The sequence below is a fragment of the Mongoliibacter ruber genome, from assembly GCF_003003005.1.
Lineage (GTDB): Bacteria > Bacteroidota > Bacteroidia > Cytophagales > Cyclobacteriaceae > Mongoliibacter > Mongoliibacter ruber.
The window spans coordinates 309,167-326,363 of sequence record NZ_PVTR01000001.1 but is presented as its reverse complement, the minus strand read 5'-3'; the positions used below and the strand labels follow the sequence as shown (position 1 = coordinate 326,363).

The window sequence follows — 17,197 nt, the reverse complement described above, 5'->3', positions numbered from 1 at the left end:
ATTCAACCGCACAAGCATTAGGAATGCACAATGCTTCCTAGCGTTGTTGGAATTCTCGAAGCTTCACTTGTGTAAATTTCCTTTTGGTATCCAATGGGAAATCACCTTTCATCATCCAATCATAGTATCCAGGCTCTTCTTTCAATACTTGAGCAATGGGTTTACCCTTATGTTTCCCGAAATTGAAGCACTCAACCCCCTCATCATTGAAAATAAACCTCCCTGCCAAGTCTACCATCTTTTCGTTGAGAATGGCATGGATTTTTTTCATGTCATTTTCAAAAACACCAACCTTGTTTCCTTGTAAGTCTTCTGCTTCCTCCCCTAAATACCTTTCTATCTGGGCTTCAAAGACCTCATAAGAAGCAATTGTATCAGCCTCAGCTGAATGCGCATTTTCCAGACTTTTCCCACAATAGAATTTGTAAGCGGCAGTAAGGTTTCTTTTTTCCATCATAAAAAAGATTTTCTGAGAGTCCAGAATACTCCTTTTTTCGATATCAAAATCAATCCCTGCCCTCAAAAACTCTTCTACCAATATTGGAATATCAAACTTCAGTACATTAAAACCGGATAGGTCAGCACCCGCCAAAAATTGATGTAAATCTCTTGCTAATTCTTTAAAAGTAGGAGAGTCTTTGACATCGGCATCATATATACCATGAATCAATGAAGTCTCTTTGGGAATAGGTATGGTAGGATTAATCAATTCCGTCTTGATTTCTTTTTTACCATCAGGGTGAAGTTTAAGAATGGATATTTCTACAATTCTGTCGGTAGAAATGTTTATCCCTGTGGACTCAATGTCAAAAAATGCGATAGGGTTTTTTAGTTTTAAATTCATGTCAAAATTTATTTGTTAATTTTTGATTTCAATACACTCAGGTCCATGTCATCATAATTTCCAGAGCTCATAAGCAAAAGGTTTGTGGCGTCATATTTCTGGGCTTCAAGATAGGATTTCAATTTTTCTATTTCAGTAAAAAGTATCAAGTCCTCTCTATTAAAGGCAGTCCTTAAGGTAGCTTCATCCATAAGTTCCAGCTTCTTCAAAGATACAGCTTTTGGATTTAAATAGACAATCGCCACATCTGCGGCATCCATAGTGCCCGAATAATTGACTACAAAGTCTTTATTCAAAGAACTGTAAGTGTGTAATTCCTGTACAGCTATAAGTTTTCGGTCAGGAAACTGGTTTTTTACTGCATCTGTAGTCGCCTTTAGTTTGGATGGAGCATGTGCAAAATCCCTGTAAAATATGCTATTATCGGAACTAGCCAATACTTCCTGTCTTTTAGCTGCTCCTTTGAAACTTTTGATTGCTAGATAAAACTGCTCTTTCGTTAGTCCCAAAGCAAGGCAAATTTCCAAAGCTCCCATCAGATTTTGCAGGTTGTGCTCACCAAAAATATGTATAGGCATCTCCCCATCATTTGCCATCAATAATGTTTGACCATCTTTGATTAGAAATGGATGTGCTTTATATGGAATAAGCGAAAATTTCTCTTTGGATTTTTTTTCGCCTATCTCTCTTACGTACGGATCCTCATTGCAGTAAATAAAAGTACCGCTATCCGGCGTCATTTCCACCAATCTTTCAAACTGTTCCTTGTAGTTTTCAAATGTTGGGAACACATTGAAATGATCCCAAGCAATGCCACTCATAAGGAGTATATCATGAAAATAATGGAAAAACTTGGGTCTTCTGTCGAGTGGAGAGGTGAGATACTCGTCACCTTCAATGATAATGACCGGTGCATTGGAAAGGCTTACCATCAGGTCAAACCCTTCTATCTGTGCACCTACCAGGTAGTCAAATTCCATTTTGTGGAAATTCAGCACATGCAAAATCATCGAAGTGATAGTGGTTTTGCCATGAGATCCTGATATCACCACACGCTTTTTATCCTTACTTTGTTCGTAGATAAACTCAGGGAAAGAAAATACTGGGATATTTAGTTCTCTAGCTTTGACCAGTTCGGGATTATCTATCCGGGCATGCATCCCCAATATAATGCCATCTAGGTCCTGATTGATTTTTTCGGGGAACCAGCCTTTTTCTTGAGGCAAGATACCCGCATTTTGCAACCTTGATCTAGAAGGTTCATATATTTCATCATCTGAACCACTTACGGTGTATCCTTTTTGATGTAGAGCAAGTGCGAGGTTATGCATTACCGCCCCACCAATGGCAATAAAATGATATTTCTTATTCATGTTGGGTAAAAATTGAAACTCAAATGTAAGCATATGGTAGAAGAGACTGGACCATTTTTTTTAAAATCTCAAAAGTATCTTCTCCTTTTATATTTTCTGTTATTAAAAAATGGTTGCATTTTGATTTTCTGATTACTTTGAAAAAATGAGATCCCATTGTTATCAAGTTTAAAATAAAGTTTGGAGAAAAATTCATATAGAACTGATAATCAATCGTTATTAAGTTAATGTGGATATCTAGTGAATAACTTGTTTAAAAACTCTTGTATAAAGCCGTTACATTTGTTTCCATGGCAGAGAATACATTCAGCAACAGCAACAGACCTACAGGCAAAAGGAAACCTGATTTAAATTTAAGTTCTGGAATGGGGAAGTTACCCCCCCAAGCCATTGATCTTGAGGAAGCTGTATTGGGAGCCTTGATGCTGGAAAAGGATGCTTTAACTTCGGTAGTAGATATCCTTAAGCCTGAAAGTTTTTATAAAGAAGCGCATAAAGCTATCTATTCAGCTATTTTGGATCTTTTCGGAGATAGCCAACCAATCGACTTGCTGACTGTCACCAATCAGCTTAGGAAAAATGGTCAGTTGGAGCTTGCAGGTGGTGCATTTTTCATCACCGAACTTACTTCAAGAGTATCTTCTGCCGCCAATATTGAATTCCATGCCAGAATCATTACGGAGCAGTCCATGAAAAGGGAAATGATCAGTATTGCTTCGGAGATTCAGAAAGATGCCTATGAAGACACCACTGACGTTTTTGAATTGCTTGACAAAATGGAGCAATCGCTTTTTGAAATATCTGAGAAAAATATCAGGAAGAATTACTCTAACCTGAGGGATATTATGAAAGAGGCCATTGTTGAACTGGAGTCAAAAAAGGGGCAAAAAGATGGGCTTACGGGTGTTCCAAGTGGATTTACAGCTTTAGACAGGGTTACTTCCGGTTGGCAGAAATCAGATCTTGTGATCATAGCAGCACGTCCCGCAATGGGGAAAACAGCATTTGTATTGTCAGTACTTAGAAATGCAGCTGTAGATCACAACCGGCCTGTAGCCATTTTCTCTTTGGAGATGTCGTCTGTGCAGTTGGTCAACAGGTTAATTTCTTCTGAAGCTGAACTTGACTCAGAAAAAATAAAAAAAGGTAATTTAGCTGATTATGAGTGGGAACAGTTGATTCATAAAACAGGAAAACTTTCTAAGTCACCTTTGTTTGTAGATGATACCCCAGCACTTTCTATCTTGGAATTGAGGGCAAAATGTAGAAAACTAAAAGCCCAGCACGATATTCAAATGGTGGTAATTGATTATCTGCAGTTGATGTCGGGAGATTCCAAATCCGGTGGACCTGGAGGGAACAGGGAACAGGAAATTGCAAGTATCTCCAGGGCTTTGAAGAAAATTGCAAAGGAACTGAGTATTCCTGTTATTGCCCTTTCACAGCTTTCAAGGGCTGTAGAAACAAGAGGTGGTGATAAAAGACCTCAACTCTCAGATTTGAGGGAGTCTGGCGCCATTGAGCAGGATGCTGATATGGTAATGTTCCTTTACCGGCCTGAATACTATGGTATCACAGAGGATGAAAACAGCAATTCTACTTTAGGAGTAGGAGAAGTGATCATTGCAAAACATAGAAATGGTTCTCTTGAAAATGTTAAACTTAGATTTATAGGAAAGTATACCAAGTTTACTGATTTGGAAATGAATGTTGCTTACCAACCCCAAGATGCACTCTATGGCAATAAGTTTCCGTCAGCGGCAAGTGGTCAGGAATTTGAGTCTGGCAATACCATCAGGTTGCAAAGTAAAGCCAACGGAGGTGATAACGATTCTTCTTTTCCAGGTGGAGTAGGAAGCAATGAACCAGCCCCTTTTTAGTACCTTCTTTTTGAATTTAAAGGTATAATCAAAACTTTTACTTTTAGCGGGGTGTTAATTTTGTAGTTTTAGCGCTGGCTCCAAAAATGGAGCTTGTTATTTTCAACTTTATACATCCAAATATATTGAAAGCTTTAGTTTTAGACAGGGAATTACCTGATGCGATTAAAATCTCAGATGTATCACTTCCTGATTTGAATGTAGATCAGGTTTTGATCCAGATCAAATCAGCCGCTTTGAATCACCGGGATGAATGGTGTAGGCAAGGGTTATATCCAAATTTAAAAGATGGAGTGATTTTAGGCTCCGATGGTGCAGGAATAGTCAAAGAGGTAGGTGGTCAAGTAGATAGTAAGTGGATCGGTCAAGAGGTCATCATTAATCCTGCAATGCATTGGGGTGAAAACCAAAGGGCTCAGGGAAGTGATTTCAGGATTTTAGGAATGCCAGATAATGGTACGATAGCTCAATATCTGGTTGTTGCTTCAGACAGATTGCATCATAAGCCACTACACATGAATTGGCATGAAGCGGCGGCACTTCCCTTGGCTGGAGTTACAGCTTATAGGGCTCTGATTGTTCAAGGAAAGGCAAAAGCTTCCAAAAAGATATTGGTCACCGGCTTTGGTGGTGGAGTAGCACAGATGGCTGTTCAGTTTGCGCTTTCATTAGGTGCAGAAGTTTACACGAGCAGCAGCAGTGATAGCAAACTTGAGGAAGCTAAAAAGCTTGGCGTCTCAGGGGTGTACAACTACAACCATGAAAATTGGGTAAAAGATGCCTTGAAAGAAACAGGTGGTTTTGATTTGATTATAGATAGTGCAATGGGAGACACCTTAGATAATTTGATCAATGCAAGCGCACCTGGAGCTAGAATTGTATTTTATGGGGCTACTCAGGGCAATCCTAAAGGATTTAACACAAGGAAAGTATTCTGGAATCAGATCAAATTGATAGGCAGTACTATGGGCTCAGATACTGACTTCCTCAACATGTTGAAATTTGTAGACGAAAACAGGCTTAAGCCTATTGTAGATGAGGTTTTCTCCTTGGAGAATTCTGTGGCAGCTTTTAATAAGATGAAATCAGGCAATCAGTTAGGGAAATTGGTAATTCAAGTTTCCTAATCGTCTTCAAAGTCATATTCAAACAGAAAATTTTGATAGCTGTTTTTGAGTTCTCTAAGGGTGTTGGCAGATTGTTGTTTTTCAGCAAGAGCAATGCCTTTGAGATAGATAGAGTTGGCGAGTGAGAGCTGGTCTATTTCCGCAAAAAATTCAGCTGCCTGATAGTAAGTTGCCAAGTAGTCTGGGAATTCTTCAAGAAGTTTAGAAAAGTATTCAGCTGTCTTTTCAACATCAAGCTCTTTGAACTCCAAGGCCAAAGCATACCAATTGAAAGGATTTTGTGGTTCTTGTTCTGCAAACGATTTAAGCATTTCCAGACGGGACATTTTGCTCATGAAATCTTTTTTTAATTATGGTCTAATGACTAAATTCACGCAATTTAAAAATAAATAACCTAAATATTCATAGATGAAAATTCTTGTTTGTATTACACACGTACCGGATACTACATCCAAAATTCAGTTTACTGACAACGACACCAAGTTTGATAAAAGTGGCGTTCAGTTTATAATAGGTCCATATGACGATTATGCCCTTGCCAGAGCGGTAGAGCTTAAAGATGCATTGGGTGCCTCTTTGACTGTTTTGAATGTAGGTGAAGCCGACACAGAGCCTACTTTGAGAAAAGCGCTTGCTATCGGTGCTGATGACGCTATCCGTGTAAATGCTTTTCCAACAGACGCACTTTTTGTTGCAAGACAGATTGCCGCTATTGCGAAAGAAAATAGTTATGATCTTATCCTTATGGGTAGAGAGTCAATCGATTTTAATGGAGGAATGGTTCATGGAATGGTAGGTGAGTTGTTGGGAATGCCTTCAATCTCTCCTGTTATGAAACTTGATGTGGAAGGAGAGACAGTCAAAATGGCAAGAGAAATCGAAGGTGGAAAAGAATATCTTGAAGCAAAATTACCTTTGATCGCAGGCTGCCAAGAACCAATAGCCGAATGGAAAATCCCAAACATGAGGGGAATCATGTCAGCCCGTACCAAACCCTTGAATGTGGTGGAAGCTGTGGATAGTGAAGTAGCAACGGACGTGACAGCTTTCAAACTTCCACCAGCTAAAGGTTCTGTCAAATTAGTCGACAAAGACAATGTGGAAGAGCTTGTGAAACTTTTGAAAAATGAAGCAAAAGTGCTTTAATTAAAAATATTTAATAAATTGAAAATAAGATAGATATGTCAATTTTAGTATATATAGAACACGCTGAAGGTTCGGTTAAGAAAACAAGTTTAGAGGCTGTTTCTTTTGGTAAAGCCCTAGCGGATAAAACCTCAGGAGGTGAAGTAATTGCATTGGCTTTAGGATCAATTTCTGATGAAGCTTTGGCAATAGCAGGTACAGCTGGAGCATCAAAAGTGATGCATGTAGCTGATGGAAATTTGGATGCCGGAGTAATTCAGGCGCATGCTGATGCTGTAGCGCAGGTCTACAAGCAAGTAGGAGCAAATACCTTGGTGTTGTCCAAGTCATCTTTAGGAGATGCTGTGGCTGCAAGACTTGCTGTAAAACTGGATGCAGGATTGGTTTCCAACGTTGTTGACCTTCCTGACACTACTGGAGGTTATAAGGTCAAAAGGAGCATTTACACAGGAAAAGCATTTGCCGAGACCACTGTAAATAAAGACCATAAAATATTAGCAGTTAAAAAGAATGCTGTAGATCTTTTGACAAACGGTCCTGAAGCTACAGTTGAAAAGGTGAGTTTATCGATTGCGGATGAAAATTTTGCTGCAAAAATCACTTCAACGGACAAAGCCGAAGGAGAAATTCTATTACCCGAAGCTGATGTTGTAGTATCTGGAGGTCGTGGAATGAAAGGCCCTGAAAACTGGGGAATGATAGAGGAATTGGCAAAAGAGTTAGGAGCTGCAACAGGTTGCTCTAAGCCTGTTTCTGACATTGGCTGGAGGCCACATCATGAGCACGTAGGACAGACTGGAGTAAAAGTTGCACCTACTTTGTACCTAGCAGTTGGAATTTCGGGGGCTATTCAACATCTTGCGGGAGTAAATTCCTCTAAATATATTGTTGTCATAAACAAAGACCCAGAGGCTCCATTTTTCAAAGCCGCAGATTATGGGATTGTTGGGGACGCATTTGAGGTTTTACCTAAATTAATTGAAGCTGTAAAAGCCATAAAATAAAACCTGTGGATCAAACTGTAGAACTTGAAATTCTTGGATTATCATCAAATCATTCCCAATCAGGATCATTTACACTCGTGATGGGTGAAGTGGGTGGTATTCGAAGATTGCCAATCGTAATTGGGATGTTTGAAGCTCAGGCCATTGCTATTGAGATTGAAAAAATCATTCCCAATAGGCCAATGACCCATGATCTTTTTAAATCTTTTTCCTCAAATTTTAACTATTCTATAGATCATATTCTGATTTCAGATATGAGAGAAGGGGTGTTTTACGCAAAAATCGTGTGTAAAGATTCCAATAAAACTGTAGAAATAGATGCCCGTCCCTCTGATGCTATTGCTATAGCGGTTAGATTTGACGCCTCAATTTATTGCTCTAAAAAAGTAATGTCAGAAGCAGGTATAGAATTTAATGAAGAAGATGAACGACGAGAGCATGAAAAGAGTGGGAAATCCAAAAAAACTCCTGCTTCTGCTTCAAGTTCAAGTAAAAGTTCTGATTCCCTGAAAGATTTCAGTTTAGATAAATTGAATCAACTCTTGGACAAGGCTATCAATAATGAAGATTATGAAAAGGCTGCGAGAATAAGGGACGAAATCAACAGGAGAAATTAGAAAGCCTGGTTTATCCAGGCTTTTCTTTTTTAAAGAGATTATTGCTTCCAATATTGTCAAAAGTTCAATCGGCTCATTTATTATTTAACCATTCTGCACCCTCCTTATGGATTATCTTAGAGGTTTCATTGGTATCATTGTTATTCTAGCTTTCGCCTTTTTATTTTCTGCCAATAAAAAAGCAGTCGATTGGAGATTGGTCGGAATAGGAGTGGTGTTACAGGCCATATTTGGTTTTTTGATTACAAAAGTTGATTTCGTTGCAAGGATTTTTGCCGTTGTCAGTAGGGCATTTGTAAAGTTGTTGAGCTTTTCTGAAGACGGAGCTTTATTTATTTTTGGGGACTTAGCTACGGATACTTTTGGATTCATTTTCGCATTTAAGGTACTTCCTACTATTATTTTCTTCTCTACAGTTTCTTCTGGTCTATATTATCTGGGAGTATTGCAAAAGGTGGTGTTTGTCATTGCTTGGGTGATGTCCCGTACCATGAGATTATCAGGACCTGAAAGTCTCTCTGCCGCAGGAAATATTTTCCTTGGTCAAACTGAAGCCCCGCTCTTGGTAAGACCATTTATACCTACAATGTCCCGGTCTGAGCTCATGTGTCTCATGACTGGAGGAATGGCAACTATTGCAGGTGGGGTGTTGGCAGGATATGTTGCCTTTTTGGGAGGAGATAGTTTAGAGGAACAAAGTCGTTTTGCGGCATACCTTCTTGGTGCCAGTATTATGAATGCTCCGGCAGCAATTGTCATTTCTAAGATCATTATACCGGAAACTGATAAAGAGGTCGTCAATGACAAACTCGAGGTCAGTGGTGAAAACATGGGAGTAAACTTGATTGATGCAATGTCAATCGGTGCTTCCGAAGGTTTGAAATTGGCATTAAACGTAGGTGGTATGCTTCTGGCATTTATTGCTGTGATTGCTGCTTTGAATTATATCCTTTCAGGATTGATAGGTGAGTACACAGGATTGAATGCTTATGTGGTGTCCTCTACAAACGGACAGTTTGCCGGATTCTCATTGGAATACTTATTAGGTCAAATTTTCAGGGTTTTTGCATGGGTAATTGGTGTAGAGTGGTCAGATTCACTTCAAGTAGGTTCCTTACTAGGTCAAAAAACGGTAATCAATGAATTTGTAGCCTATTTGAGTTTGGCAGAGATGAAAAGTGCGGGCGGTCTATCTCCAAAGTCAGTGGTGATTGCAACCTATGCACTTTGTGGTTTCTCAAATTTCAGTTCGATAGCAATTCAAGTTGGAGGTATTGGAAGCATCGCACCCAACCAACAAGGAAATCTTTCAAAGCTGGGAATGCACGCATTACTGGCAGCTACTTTAGCCTGTTTGATGACTGCAACCATAGCTGGAGCACTGTTTGGGTAAAACAAAAAAGGCTGTCTTTCAACAGCCTTTCAAATTGTTATTCTTCAATTATGGTGATCTTCTCTATTTTATCTCCCTGTCGGATGTCATCGATAATTTCAAGACCCTCTATCACTTTTCCAAAACAGGTGTGGTTTCTGTCCAAGTGACTGGTATTGTCTCTGCTATGGCATATGAAAAACTGTGATCCCCCAGTATTTCTACCAGCATGAGCCATTGAAAGCACTCCTTTTTCATGATACTGATTGTCTCCGTTCAATTCACAATCAATTTTGTAACCTGGTCCACCTGTACCATTTCCTTTTGGACAGCCACCTTGAATCACAAAGTTTGGGATTACGCGGTGAAAAGTAAGTCCATCATAAAATCCATCTTTTGAAAGGTTAATAAAATTTTCGACAGTTTTTGGGGCATCTTGCTCGTAAAACTCTACTAGCATTGTGCCTTTTTCGGTAAGTATTTCAGCTTTTTTCATTTTATTTTTTTTCAAAATTAGCAATTCATTTCTACTAGTAAAGCAAGAAAGAATAAAAAAGGAGTGCCGAAGCACTCCTGTCATTTGGGTTATACTCTAAAGTGTCAATTGACTAAAATTTTGGCGCACCTGCCAAAATATCCTCAGTAGCGTAATCGCTGTATTTTTCGAAGTTTTTGATAAATTCCGTTCCAAGCTCCCTGGCTTTTTTGTCATACGCTTCTCTATCTGACCAAGTAGCTCTTGGGCTCAATACATCAACTGGAACGTTTGGACAGCTTTCAGGAATAGAAACTCCGAAAACGCTATGTTGACGGTAAGAAACATGATCCAGTTCACCGTTGAGTGCAGCTGTGATCATTGCCCTTGTATAGGCAAGTTTCATCCTTTTGCCTACTCCGTAAGGTCCACCAGTCCATCCAGTATTGATCAACCACACATTGACTTGATGTTTTTCCATTTTCTCACCGAATAAAGCCGCGTACTTTGTTGGATGGAGAGGAAGGAATGCAGCCCCAAAACATGCAGAGAAAGTTGTTTTAGGTTCTACTACACCAACTTCAGTTCCAGCTACTTTTGCGGTATAGCCTGATATAAAGTGATACATCGCCTGACTTTTATTGAGTTTGGAAATAGGAGGTATGACTCCAAATGCATCCGCAGTAAGGAAGAAAATATTTTTGGGGATACCCGCTTTTGATGGTGTTATGGCATTGAAAATATGTTCGATCGGGTAGGAGGTCCTTGTATTTTCAGTCACCTCTTTATTGGTATAATCTACAGTTCTTGTATTTGGCAGGAAACGCGTATTTTCTACTATAGCACCAAATCTAATGGCATCCCATATTTCCGGTTCCTTTTCTCTAGTCAAGTCGATGACCTTAGCGTAACATCCTCCTTCGAAGTTGAAGATGGATTCTTCATTCCAGCCATGCTCATCATCGCCAATCAGTCCTCTGTTTGGATCTGCGGATAAAGTAGTTTTTCCAGTGCCAGAAAGTCCAAAGAAGATTGCACTGTCACCATTTTTTCCAACGTTGGCCGAGCAATGCATTGAAAGTACACTGTGCTTGTGGGGAAGTATAAAGTTCAAAACGGAAAAAATTCCTTTTTTCATCTCTCCAGCATAAGCTGTACCTCCTATTAAAAGTATTTTTTTACTCAAATTGATGATTGCAAAATTCTCTTGACGTGTACCATCTTCACTTGGATCGCTTTTGAAATCAGGAGCACAAATGATGGTAAACTCATTACTGAAGTTTTCTAGTTCATCTTTTGAAGGCCTTAAAAACATGTTATAACAAAACATGTTATGCCATGCCAAGGTGTTGATTACCCTTATATTGAGACGGTATTTTTGATCTGCACCAGCATAAGCATCTCTTACATAAAGGTCTTTGTCCTTTATGAAGTCAAGCATCTTGCTATAAATCTGATCAAATTTCTGTTCCTCTATTGGAATGTTAATATCTCCCCACCAAATACTGTCTCTGGTAAGCTCATCTTTTACAATAAAACGATCTTTTGGCGAACGTCCGGTAAATGCACCTGTGTCAGCCATCAATGCTCCTGTATCTGTTAAGACACCTTCTTGATTTTTGATTGCATGTTCTACCAATTCTGCAGGTTGAAGATTCCAAAAAACTTTTTTAGAGGTTTCAATCCCTAAATCTGATAAGCTTTTAGGCATAGCTTGACTTTCGAGTTCTTGTGTACTCATAAGGTTATTTTTATAGTCTAAAATTATGCTTTCAAAGATAACTCATTATATTTTAATAAAAACAAAGAACAGGCTTAATTAAGCGTTTCAATCGATTACGGAAAGTTTTTTTGCTAAATTATTATAGAATATAAATCAGAATAGTCATATAGAATAAAAATGCTTAAAAGTTGTTGTTTGGCAATCAAAAAACCCCTTATCATAGTGGATTTTTAGAATAGTAGATTTCAAAAATTTGAGTTATCATTGTAGCCAATAAAAAATTTTGATTTAACTAACTCTAGTATTTTGGAAAATAAATTTGGAAAGGTTCCTACAGACGGAAATTTAGAATTATTTCCTGGGCCAACTATTTTTGGTCATCCCAAGGGCTTAATGACCCTGTTTTTCACAGAAATGTGGGAAAGGTTCAGTTATTATGGAATGCGGGCTTTGCTAATCCTCTTTATGACCACAGCGGTGATTGATGGAGGCTTAGGATTTGATGATAGGACCTCAGGTGCTATCTATGGTCTTTACACTATGGGGGTATATTTGCTAGCCTTGCCAGGGGGATGGTTTGCGGATAGGTTGTTTGGATTGAAAAAGACAGTTTGGTATGGTGGGATCATTATAGCTATAGGGCATTTTACAATGGCACTTCCCGGCATATTCAGCCTTTTCGGAGAATCCCTCCAAAAAAACTCATTGGATAGCTTGGATACCAATTCATTTTTCCTGGGATTGATTCTGATTGTTGTCGGTACAGGCTTGCTGAAGCCAAATATCAGTTCGATAGTAGGCCAACTGTATCCAGATGGCAGTACTAAAAGGGATGCGGGTTTTTCTATCTTCTATATGGGTATCAACCTAGGGGCATTCATAGCGCCTATAGCTTGTTCCACTGTAGCAGTATACGATTGGCATTTCGGTTTTGGATTGGCTGGACTTGGTATGGTGATAGGTTTGATTCAATATAAGATGTCATTGGGAACCCTAGAAGGTAAAGGAGAACTATTGCCTCCTCAAGGTGAATCCGAGGAAAGAAAATTGAAATCGATGAAAAGGGGTGGATTGGCTTTTGTCGTTGCATTGTTTTTGTTGGTTGCAATAGTTTTTACCGGTTTTGTAGAAATTGATGCTTTTGGTATCGCTAGGTTATCGTATAAGATTATAGGAGTGATTACAGTAGTATATTTTGCCTATGTTTTTGCTTTTGGAGGGCTTACGTCGGACGAAAAGAAAAAGACAGGTGCGATAGTAATTGTAATTTTATTTTCAGCCTTGTTTTGGTCAGGCTTTGAACAAGCAGGAAGTACGCTGAATCTTTTTGCAGAAAGATTTACAGACAGATCGTTTTTAGGCTGGGAAATACCTACCGGTTATTTTCAATCCATCAACTCGATGTTCATCATCATATTCGCTCCGTTTTTTGGGGCTATGTGGGTGTGGTTAGGCAGGAGAAATCTTGAACCAAGTTCACCAGCAAAATTTGCTTTTGGCTTGATTTTACTCGGTTTGGGCTTCTTGGTGATGTATTTTGCAGCTAAGATTGCTGCATCAGGAGAATTAGCAGCACCGACTTGGCTGGTGTTTACTTATATGCTCCATACTTTTGGAGAGTTGAGCCTGAGTCCTGTTGGACTAAGTCTTACTACTAAACTGGCCCCTAAGAAATTTCAAGGCCAAATGATGGGCATGTGGTTCATCTCAGTTGCTTTGGGAAATCTCTTTGCAGGTTTGATCTCAGGAGAAGTAAGTGGGGGCACAGAAGATGCTTTGGCTGAAATGCCCAGCCAGTATTTTCTGATTGTATCTATTGCTGTTGGTGCAGGGCTCTTATTACTCTTGATTAGCAAGCCCATAAGAAAGTTGATGGGCAATGTCCATTAAAAAATCATTTATAAAAAAAGAGGTCTTATCGACCTCTTTTATTTTTCTTTTGGTTCTTTAGTGTTTTTTACGTCAATAGCGCTGATTCCTGCTCCAAGTCCAATCAAGATGCATACGATCAGGATAAAAGTTTGGGCACCGGAAGCAATCGGAGAGCTAAATATTTCTAACAAGGTCATATTTTTGTGTTTTTAGTTCTATAAATTTTCCGAAATATACGGGACAACATTAAGCCTTCAAAGGGAAAATAAAAAAAGCAGATTAAATATAACCTGCTTTTCAGTTTGAGATTAGTTTCATTTAATCGTCAAGATCATCTTCGAGATCATCATCGTCGAAGTCTTCTTCAAGGTCATCATCATCGAAGTCTATGATGTTGTCATCAAGAAACTCAGAATCTTCATCTAGGTCATAGACTTCATCCTGAAATTCTTCTGCAAACTCATCATCATCTTCAGTGTCATCAAACTCATCAAAATCGTCGTCGAATTCTTCCATAGCGTGATTAAATTATTTTCCCAAATATATTAAAAGGATTGTTTTACGCTAATACTCCGAAAGTTTATTTTTTGTTACTCTTTTAAGCAAAAGATTTTAACCTTTTATTTTCAGGAAGTTGAATTTCAATATTTTTCAAAAATGCTTCCTCAATGATTCCTAACCATGTTTCCATATATAGAATTACATCTTCCTTTGAATTTTTTTTCATCTTCATTCTTCTTTCAAAAGGAATCTTTTCAAGTATTCTTTGATCAGATAAGGTCTCTAGGTGTTTCAACTCATCAATTGTGAGGCCAGCCTCAATCATTCTGCTTATCATCAAATCCATAGGATAACCGCTGGTAGGACAATAATCGACTAATTGATCGTTCCAATCACCCGATTTCTGCATTGCAAAGCTGTGAATTTCACCTTTGCTGAGTTTTGTAAGTTCTTGGGCTAAATTACCACAATTGCACGCTCCCATGTGTCCCCACTGATATGGAGCATTGTGTTTTAGTTTGTAAATAGTTTTTCTAAAAGCTTCTATTAGGTGTTCGCTTGGTTTCGCCATAATGGTTTCAATTAATTACTCTTAAAATTAACCAATTTGAAGCTTCACTTGTTTGTTCGTTTAAAAAAAAAGTAAGACTATCCTGCCATAATAAAATCTGATAAAGTAAAAAACAGTTTTAGTGCACGCCGTATTGCTCTCCTAAGGATAAGAAAGTAGTGGAAGTTGATTTTAGTAAAAGTTAAATAATTACATCATGGATAAAGTATCAATCAGAAATTGATACCAACAGCAAAAAGTAAATCAGTTGAAGATGGTTTTAATGTATTTTTTGATAAGAGGTTTAGAAAGATATTTTTTGACGACTGAATAATTTCTTGCTTTATCAATATCTCTTTCATCAACAGAACTACTGAGAATATAAACTTCCGGGGATGATTGACAGGGTTCAAATTCTTCTAAAAAGTCCCATCCAGTCATTTCCGGCATATTCAAATCTAGAAATAGATAATTAGGTTGAATATTATCCATTTCTTTTAGAGCGTTTACGGCGCTATCGTATTTAAATATCTGATGAGGGAATCTGATATTTTTAGAAATCAGCTTTTCTGTCACGAATGTACTTATTGGATCATCGTCTATTAGAACTATCCTTACCATCAACATGCAATTTTATTAATTTGAAATGCAAAAATATAATTACAAAAATAGCATATTGTTTTTTATATCCAATATTTAAATAACGTTTTTTTGTATATAAAAATAATTAATCAGGATTGAACTTTTGTTTACCAATCAATAAGTCAAAAAAGAGGATAAAATCAGAAGCAAGACTGTAAAAAGGGTATTGAAAAGTTGCTGGTTTATTTTTTTCGAAGAAAAAATGTCCAACCCAAGCAAACCCATATCCGACCACAGGTATTAGAAGTAGAAACAAGTAGTTGGCTGTGAAAAGGGCATAAGCCAAGATAACAAAAAGTAAAGCTGTGCCTATGAAATGTAGCTTTCTACACGTGGGATTTAGGTGTTCGGAAAGGTAATATGGGTAAAAATCTCTAAGTGAATTGAATTTTTTTTCCATAATGATAGGGGTTTAAACTAATTGACTTTGATATGTGCAGTATAGGTTTCAACTACTTTTTGAACTGATTTTTTCACTTTTTTTCTTTTGTCTTTCACTGAAGTCACTTCTGAGACAGCTGTAAGTCTCATTAGCATTTTGTCATTTTTGGGATCTATAAAATCGACGATAAGTTGCAGCAATTCATAGTTTTTCGTGCTTACAGGTGATTGATTCATAAATCTAGGATCATACATCCAAGGATCCCAAACCCTAAATCCCCACATGGGCATTCTGTTATTTACTATTTCCTTTTGCCGAGGATCTTCATTAGATGTATATCTCAGGATAATTTCCGGTTCATTTGCATCATATACCAAGCCTTGTTCTGCCAACAAGAATTCAAGTCCATCCAAAACTAAAGCGTCCAAAAATGGATCATTAAAACCTTTTTGGTCAAACTCTTTATTTAATATGGCAAATGTGGAGTATTTCTTATAGGGAGCAAATTCGGTTTTTTCTTTGAACATTTCAATAGAGCTGCAACTACTGAGAGCTAAAACAGAAAGGAATAACACGATTTTGAAAGTTTGGTGGTTAAGCATTTTATAGGAGATATGGGTTTTATGCCTTTATTTATTGAATGGTGAATAGAACAGAAGGTACTTATTATTTTTTTTTAGTATTATGTTTACGCATTTCAAATTCTTTAGATTAATTATTTACTTTGAATAATTCTTTAACTTAAATTATTTACGATGAAAAAAGTTCTACTTGTATGTTTTTGTTTTGTTTTAATCTACCAGGCCTCCGCTCAAGATTTAGATAGTGATATAGTTCAGGATACTACTTATTGGGATTCGGGATTAAGTTTTGGGTTGAACTTCAACCAAGCCTCCTTCAGTGGTAATTGGAAAGCAGGTGGTGTCAACTCAGTCGCCTTCGGGTCATTATTGACAGGAAATGCTAATTATGCCAAAGATAAATGGACTTGGGATAATCAGCTAGAAATGATTTTTGGAGTAGTCAAAAATGAAGGTCAAGAATTGAGGAAATCAAATGATAGGATATTCTTCGATTCCAAAGTGGGGTATAAAATTTCAGACAAATGGAATTACTTTGGTTCTCTTAATTTTATAACTCAATTCGCTGATGGCTTTGATTACGGGCCTGATGAACCAACGCTAATTTCAAGTTTTTTCGCACCAGCCTTCCTAATGACGGGTTTTGGTGCAGAATATAAGCCTAATGATGAGTTTGCGCTTAGAATTGCTCCCATATCTCCAAGACTTACCTTTGTCAACAACCTCACTATAGCTGATAATGTACCTGAAAATTATGGTGTACCAATTGGAAGTAAAATAAGAACTGAGTGGCTTGCAGCACAAGTTTTCATGACTTACAATAAGGCAATCACTGAAAATTTTGCTATCAACACCAGGTATCAGCTATTCGCCAATTACGAAACACTAGCTTTCAATACAATTGATCATAGATTGGATATTACTGTGATTGCAAAAATCACAGAATTTGTTGATGTTACTTTGACTAGTATTAATGTTTATGATATCGATATGGATCCTGGAATTCAATATAGCCAAGCTCTGGCATTGGGCATTTTATATAAAGTGAGTAACAAAAAATAGGTATCTGTTTACCTTTTTTGATAAAAATTTTGAATTTTATATTTAA

Annotated in this window: 19 protein-coding genes; 8 read left to right on the top strand and 11 right to left on the bottom strand. The window is 37.7% G+C overall.

Annotated elements, in window-relative coordinates:
• Positions 1 to 37: 37 nt before the first annotated feature.
• Both CLW00_RS01580 and CLW00_RS01575 read right to left on the bottom strand, forming a co-directional pair.
• Positions 38 to 844, bottom strand: a complete 807-nt coding sequence (locus CLW00_RS01580; RefSeq protein ID WP_106131886.1) for a 3'-5' exonuclease — start codon at positions 842 to 844, stop codon at positions 38 to 40.
• Positions 845 to 852: 8 nt separating this feature from the next.
• Entirely contained in the window at positions 853 to 2,217 is a 1,365-nt protein-coding gene (locus CLW00_RS01575) for a UDP-N-acetylmuramate--L-alanine ligase (protein WP_106132210.1), read from the bottom strand.
• A 290-nt stretch (positions 2,218 to 2,507) separates the two neighbouring features.
• Here CLW00_RS01575 and dnaB point away from each other — a divergent pair, with 290 nt between their 5' ends.
• Both dnaB and CLW00_RS01565 read left to right on the top strand, forming a co-directional pair.
• On the top strand, positions 2,508 to 4,097 hold the full coding sequence (gene dnaB, locus CLW00_RS01570; protein ID WP_106131885.1) for a replicative DNA helicase: 1,590 nt from the start codon (positions 2,508 to 2,510) through the stop codon (positions 4,095 to 4,097).
• A gap of 86 nt (positions 4,098 to 4,183) precedes the next feature.
• A complete protein-coding gene (locus CLW00_RS01565; RefSeq protein WP_245917138.1) occupies positions 4,184 to 5,224 on the top strand; it encodes a zinc-binding dehydrogenase in 1,041 nt (346 codons plus the stop codon).
• Here CLW00_RS01565 and CLW00_RS01560 read toward each other — a convergent pair.
• The gene (locus tag CLW00_RS01560; RefSeq protein WP_106131884.1) at positions 5,221 to 5,559 is read right to left on the bottom strand and encodes an enzyme of heme biosynthesis; all 339 of its coding nucleotides are present in this window, start codon (positions 5,557 to 5,559) and stop codon (positions 5,221 to 5,223) included. The genes CLW00_RS01565 and CLW00_RS01560 overlap by 4 nt on opposite strands.
• 73 nt (positions 5,560 to 5,632) lie before the next feature.
• On the opposite strand from CLW00_RS01560, the gene CLW00_RS01555 reads away from it, so the two are divergent.
• From CLW00_RS01555 to CLW00_RS01540, 4 genes are all read left to right on the top strand, one after another.
• Positions 5,633 to 6,370 carry an electron transfer flavoprotein subunit beta/FixA family protein gene (locus tag CLW00_RS01555; RefSeq protein WP_106131883.1) on the top strand — a complete coding sequence of 246 codons (738 nt, stop codon included), beginning with the start codon at positions 5,633 to 5,635 and terminating at the stop codon, positions 6,368 to 6,370.
• Positions 6,371 to 6,405: 35 nt separating this feature from the next.
• Positions 6,406 to 7,374, top strand: coding sequence for an electron transfer flavoprotein subunit alpha/FixB family protein (locus CLW00_RS01550; RefSeq protein ID WP_106131882.1), 969 nt, complete (start codon positions 6,406 to 6,408; stop codon positions 7,372 to 7,374).
• Between the two features lie 5 nt (positions 7,375 to 7,379).
• Positions 7,380 to 7,991 (top strand): bifunctional nuclease family protein, encoded by a 612-nt coding sequence (locus CLW00_RS01545; protein ID WP_106131881.1) that lies wholly within the window; start codon positions 7,380 to 7,382, stop codon positions 7,989 to 7,991.
• Positions 7,992 to 8,097: 106 nt separating this feature from the next.
• Positions 8,098 to 9,384: a NupC/NupG family nucleoside CNT transporter gene (locus tag CLW00_RS01540; RefSeq protein WP_106131880.1), complete on the top strand. Its 1,287-nt coding sequence runs from the start codon at positions 8,098 to 8,100 to the stop codon at positions 9,382 to 9,384.
• 37 nt (positions 9,385 to 9,421) lie between these two features.
• Here the strand turns inward: CLW00_RS01540 and CLW00_RS01535 are convergent, their stop codons facing one another.
• Complete coding sequence (locus tag CLW00_RS01535) at positions 9,422 to 9,859, bottom strand: peptidylprolyl isomerase (RefSeq protein WP_106132208.1); 438 nt, start codon at positions 9,857 to 9,859, stop codon at positions 9,422 to 9,424.
• Positions 9,860 to 9,971: 112 nt separating this feature from the next.
• Positions 9,972 to 11,579 (bottom strand): phosphoenolpyruvate carboxykinase (ATP), encoded by a 1,608-nt coding sequence (gene pckA, locus CLW00_RS01530; protein ID WP_106131879.1) that lies wholly within the window; start codon positions 11,577 to 11,579, stop codon positions 9,972 to 9,974.
• Between the two features lie 375 nt (positions 11,580 to 11,954).
• On the opposite strand from pckA, the gene CLW00_RS01525 reads away from it, so the two are divergent.
• Positions 11,955 to 13,451: a peptide MFS transporter gene (locus CLW00_RS01525; protein ID WP_106132207.1), complete on the top strand. Its 1,497-nt coding sequence runs from the start codon at positions 11,955 to 11,957 to the stop codon at positions 13,449 to 13,451.
• 38 nt (positions 13,452 to 13,489) lie between these two features.
• On the opposite strand, the gene CLW00_RS21320 is transcribed toward CLW00_RS01525, so the two are convergent.
• The 6 genes from CLW00_RS21320 to CLW00_RS01500 all read right to left on the bottom strand — a co-directional run bounded on the left by CLW00_RS21320 (position 13,490) and on the right by CLW00_RS01500 (position 16,110).
• The gene (locus tag CLW00_RS21320; protein WP_170073156.1) at positions 13,490 to 13,630 is read right to left on the bottom strand and encodes a hypothetical protein; all 141 of its coding nucleotides are present in this window, start codon (positions 13,628 to 13,630) and stop codon (positions 13,490 to 13,492) included.
• A 121-nt stretch (positions 13,631 to 13,751) separates the two neighbouring features.
• Positions 13,752 to 13,949 carry a hypothetical protein gene (locus CLW00_RS01520; protein WP_106131878.1) on the bottom strand — a complete coding sequence of 66 codons (198 nt, stop codon included), beginning with the start codon at positions 13,947 to 13,949 and terminating at the stop codon, positions 13,752 to 13,754.
• 82 nt (positions 13,950 to 14,031) lie between these two features.
• Positions 14,032 to 14,505, bottom strand: a complete 474-nt coding sequence (locus CLW00_RS01515) for a hypothetical protein (protein WP_106131877.1) — start codon at positions 14,503 to 14,505, stop codon at positions 14,032 to 14,034.
• Between the two features lie 243 nt (positions 14,506 to 14,748).
• Entirely contained in the window at positions 14,749 to 15,105 is a 357-nt protein-coding gene (locus tag CLW00_RS01510; RefSeq protein ID WP_106132206.1) for a response regulator, read from the bottom strand.
• A gap of 106 nt (positions 15,106 to 15,211) precedes the next feature.
• Positions 15,212 to 15,526: an Mpo1-like protein gene (locus CLW00_RS01505; protein WP_106131876.1), complete on the bottom strand. Its 315-nt coding sequence runs from the start codon at positions 15,524 to 15,526 to the stop codon at positions 15,212 to 15,214.
• Between the two features lie 17 nt (positions 15,527 to 15,543).
• Positions 15,544 to 16,110, bottom strand: coding sequence for a DUF4136 domain-containing protein (locus tag CLW00_RS01500; RefSeq protein ID WP_106131875.1), 567 nt, complete (start codon positions 16,108 to 16,110; stop codon positions 15,544 to 15,546).
• Positions 16,111 to 16,263: 153 nt separating this feature from the next.
• Here CLW00_RS01500 and CLW00_RS01495 point away from each other — a divergent pair, with 153 nt between their 5' ends.
• Positions 16,264 to 17,151, top strand: a complete 888-nt coding sequence (locus tag CLW00_RS01495; protein ID WP_106131874.1) for a DUF3078 domain-containing protein — start codon at positions 16,264 to 16,266, stop codon at positions 17,149 to 17,151.
• Positions 17,152 to 17,197 lie beyond the last annotated feature (46 nt).

Bases quoted from the DNA above. Each gene is read 5' to 3' on its own strand.
- CLW00_RS01535 (WP_106132208.1), bottom strand. From the start codon at position 9,859: ATGAAAAAAGCTGAAATACTTACCGAAAAAGGCACAATGCTAGTAGAG.
- CLW00_RS21320 (WP_170073156.1), bottom strand. From the start codon at position 13,630: ATGACCTTGTTAGAAATATTTAGCTCTCCGATTGCTTCCGGTGCCCAA.
- CLW00_RS01525 (WP_106132207.1), top strand. From the start codon at position 11,955: ATGACCCTGTTTTTCACAGAAATGTGGGAAAGGTTCAGTTATTATGGA.
- CLW00_RS01515 (WP_106131877.1), bottom strand. From the start codon at position 14,505: ATGGCGAAACCAAGCGAACACCTAATAGAAGCTTTTAGAAAAACTATT.
- CLW00_RS01575 (WP_106132210.1), bottom strand. From the start codon at position 2,217: ATGAATAAGAAATATCATTTTATTGCCATTGGTGGGGCGGTAATGCAT.
- CLW00_RS01555 (WP_106131883.1), top strand. From the start codon at position 5,633: ATGAAAATTCTTGTTTGTATTACACACGTACCGGATACTACATCCAAA.
- dnaB (WP_106131885.1), top strand. From the start codon at position 2,508: ATGGCAGAGAATACATTCAGCAACAGCAACAGACCTACAGGCAAAAGG.
- CLW00_RS01580 (WP_106131886.1), bottom strand. From the start codon at position 844: ATGAATTTAAAACTAAAAAACCCTATCGCATTTTTTGACATTGAGTCC.
- CLW00_RS01505 (WP_106131876.1), bottom strand. From the start codon at position 15,526: ATGGAAAAAAAATTCAATTCACTTAGAGATTTTTACCCATATTACCTT.
- CLW00_RS01540 (WP_106131880.1), top strand. From the start codon at position 8,098: ATGGATTATCTTAGAGGTTTCATTGGTATCATTGTTATTCTAGCTTTC.
- CLW00_RS01510 (WP_106132206.1), bottom strand. From the start codon at position 15,105: ATGGTAAGGATAGTTCTAATAGACGATGATCCAATAAGTACATTCGTG.
- CLW00_RS01560 (WP_106131884.1), bottom strand. From the start codon at position 5,559: ATGAGCAAAATGTCCCGTCTGGAAATGCTTAAATCGTTTGCAGAACAA.
- CLW00_RS01550 (WP_106131882.1), top strand. From the start codon at position 6,406: ATGTCAATTTTAGTATATATAGAACACGCTGAAGGTTCGGTTAAGAAA.
- CLW00_RS01495 (WP_106131874.1), top strand. From the start codon at position 16,264: ATGAAAAAAGTTCTACTTGTATGTTTTTGTTTTGTTTTAATCTACCAG.
- CLW00_RS01500 (WP_106131875.1), bottom strand. From the start codon at position 16,110: ATGCTTAACCACCAAACTTTCAAAATCGTGTTATTCCTTTCTGTTTTA.
- CLW00_RS01520 (WP_106131878.1), bottom strand. From the start codon at position 13,949: ATGGAAGAATTCGACGACGATTTTGATGAGTTTGATGACACTGAAGAT.
- pckA (WP_106131879.1), bottom strand. From the start codon at position 11,579: ATGAGTACACAAGAACTCGAAAGTCAAGCTATGCCTAAAAGCTTATCA.
- CLW00_RS01565 (WP_245917138.1), top strand. From the start codon at position 4,184: ATGGAGCTTGTTATTTTCAACTTTATACATCCAAATATATTGAAAGCT.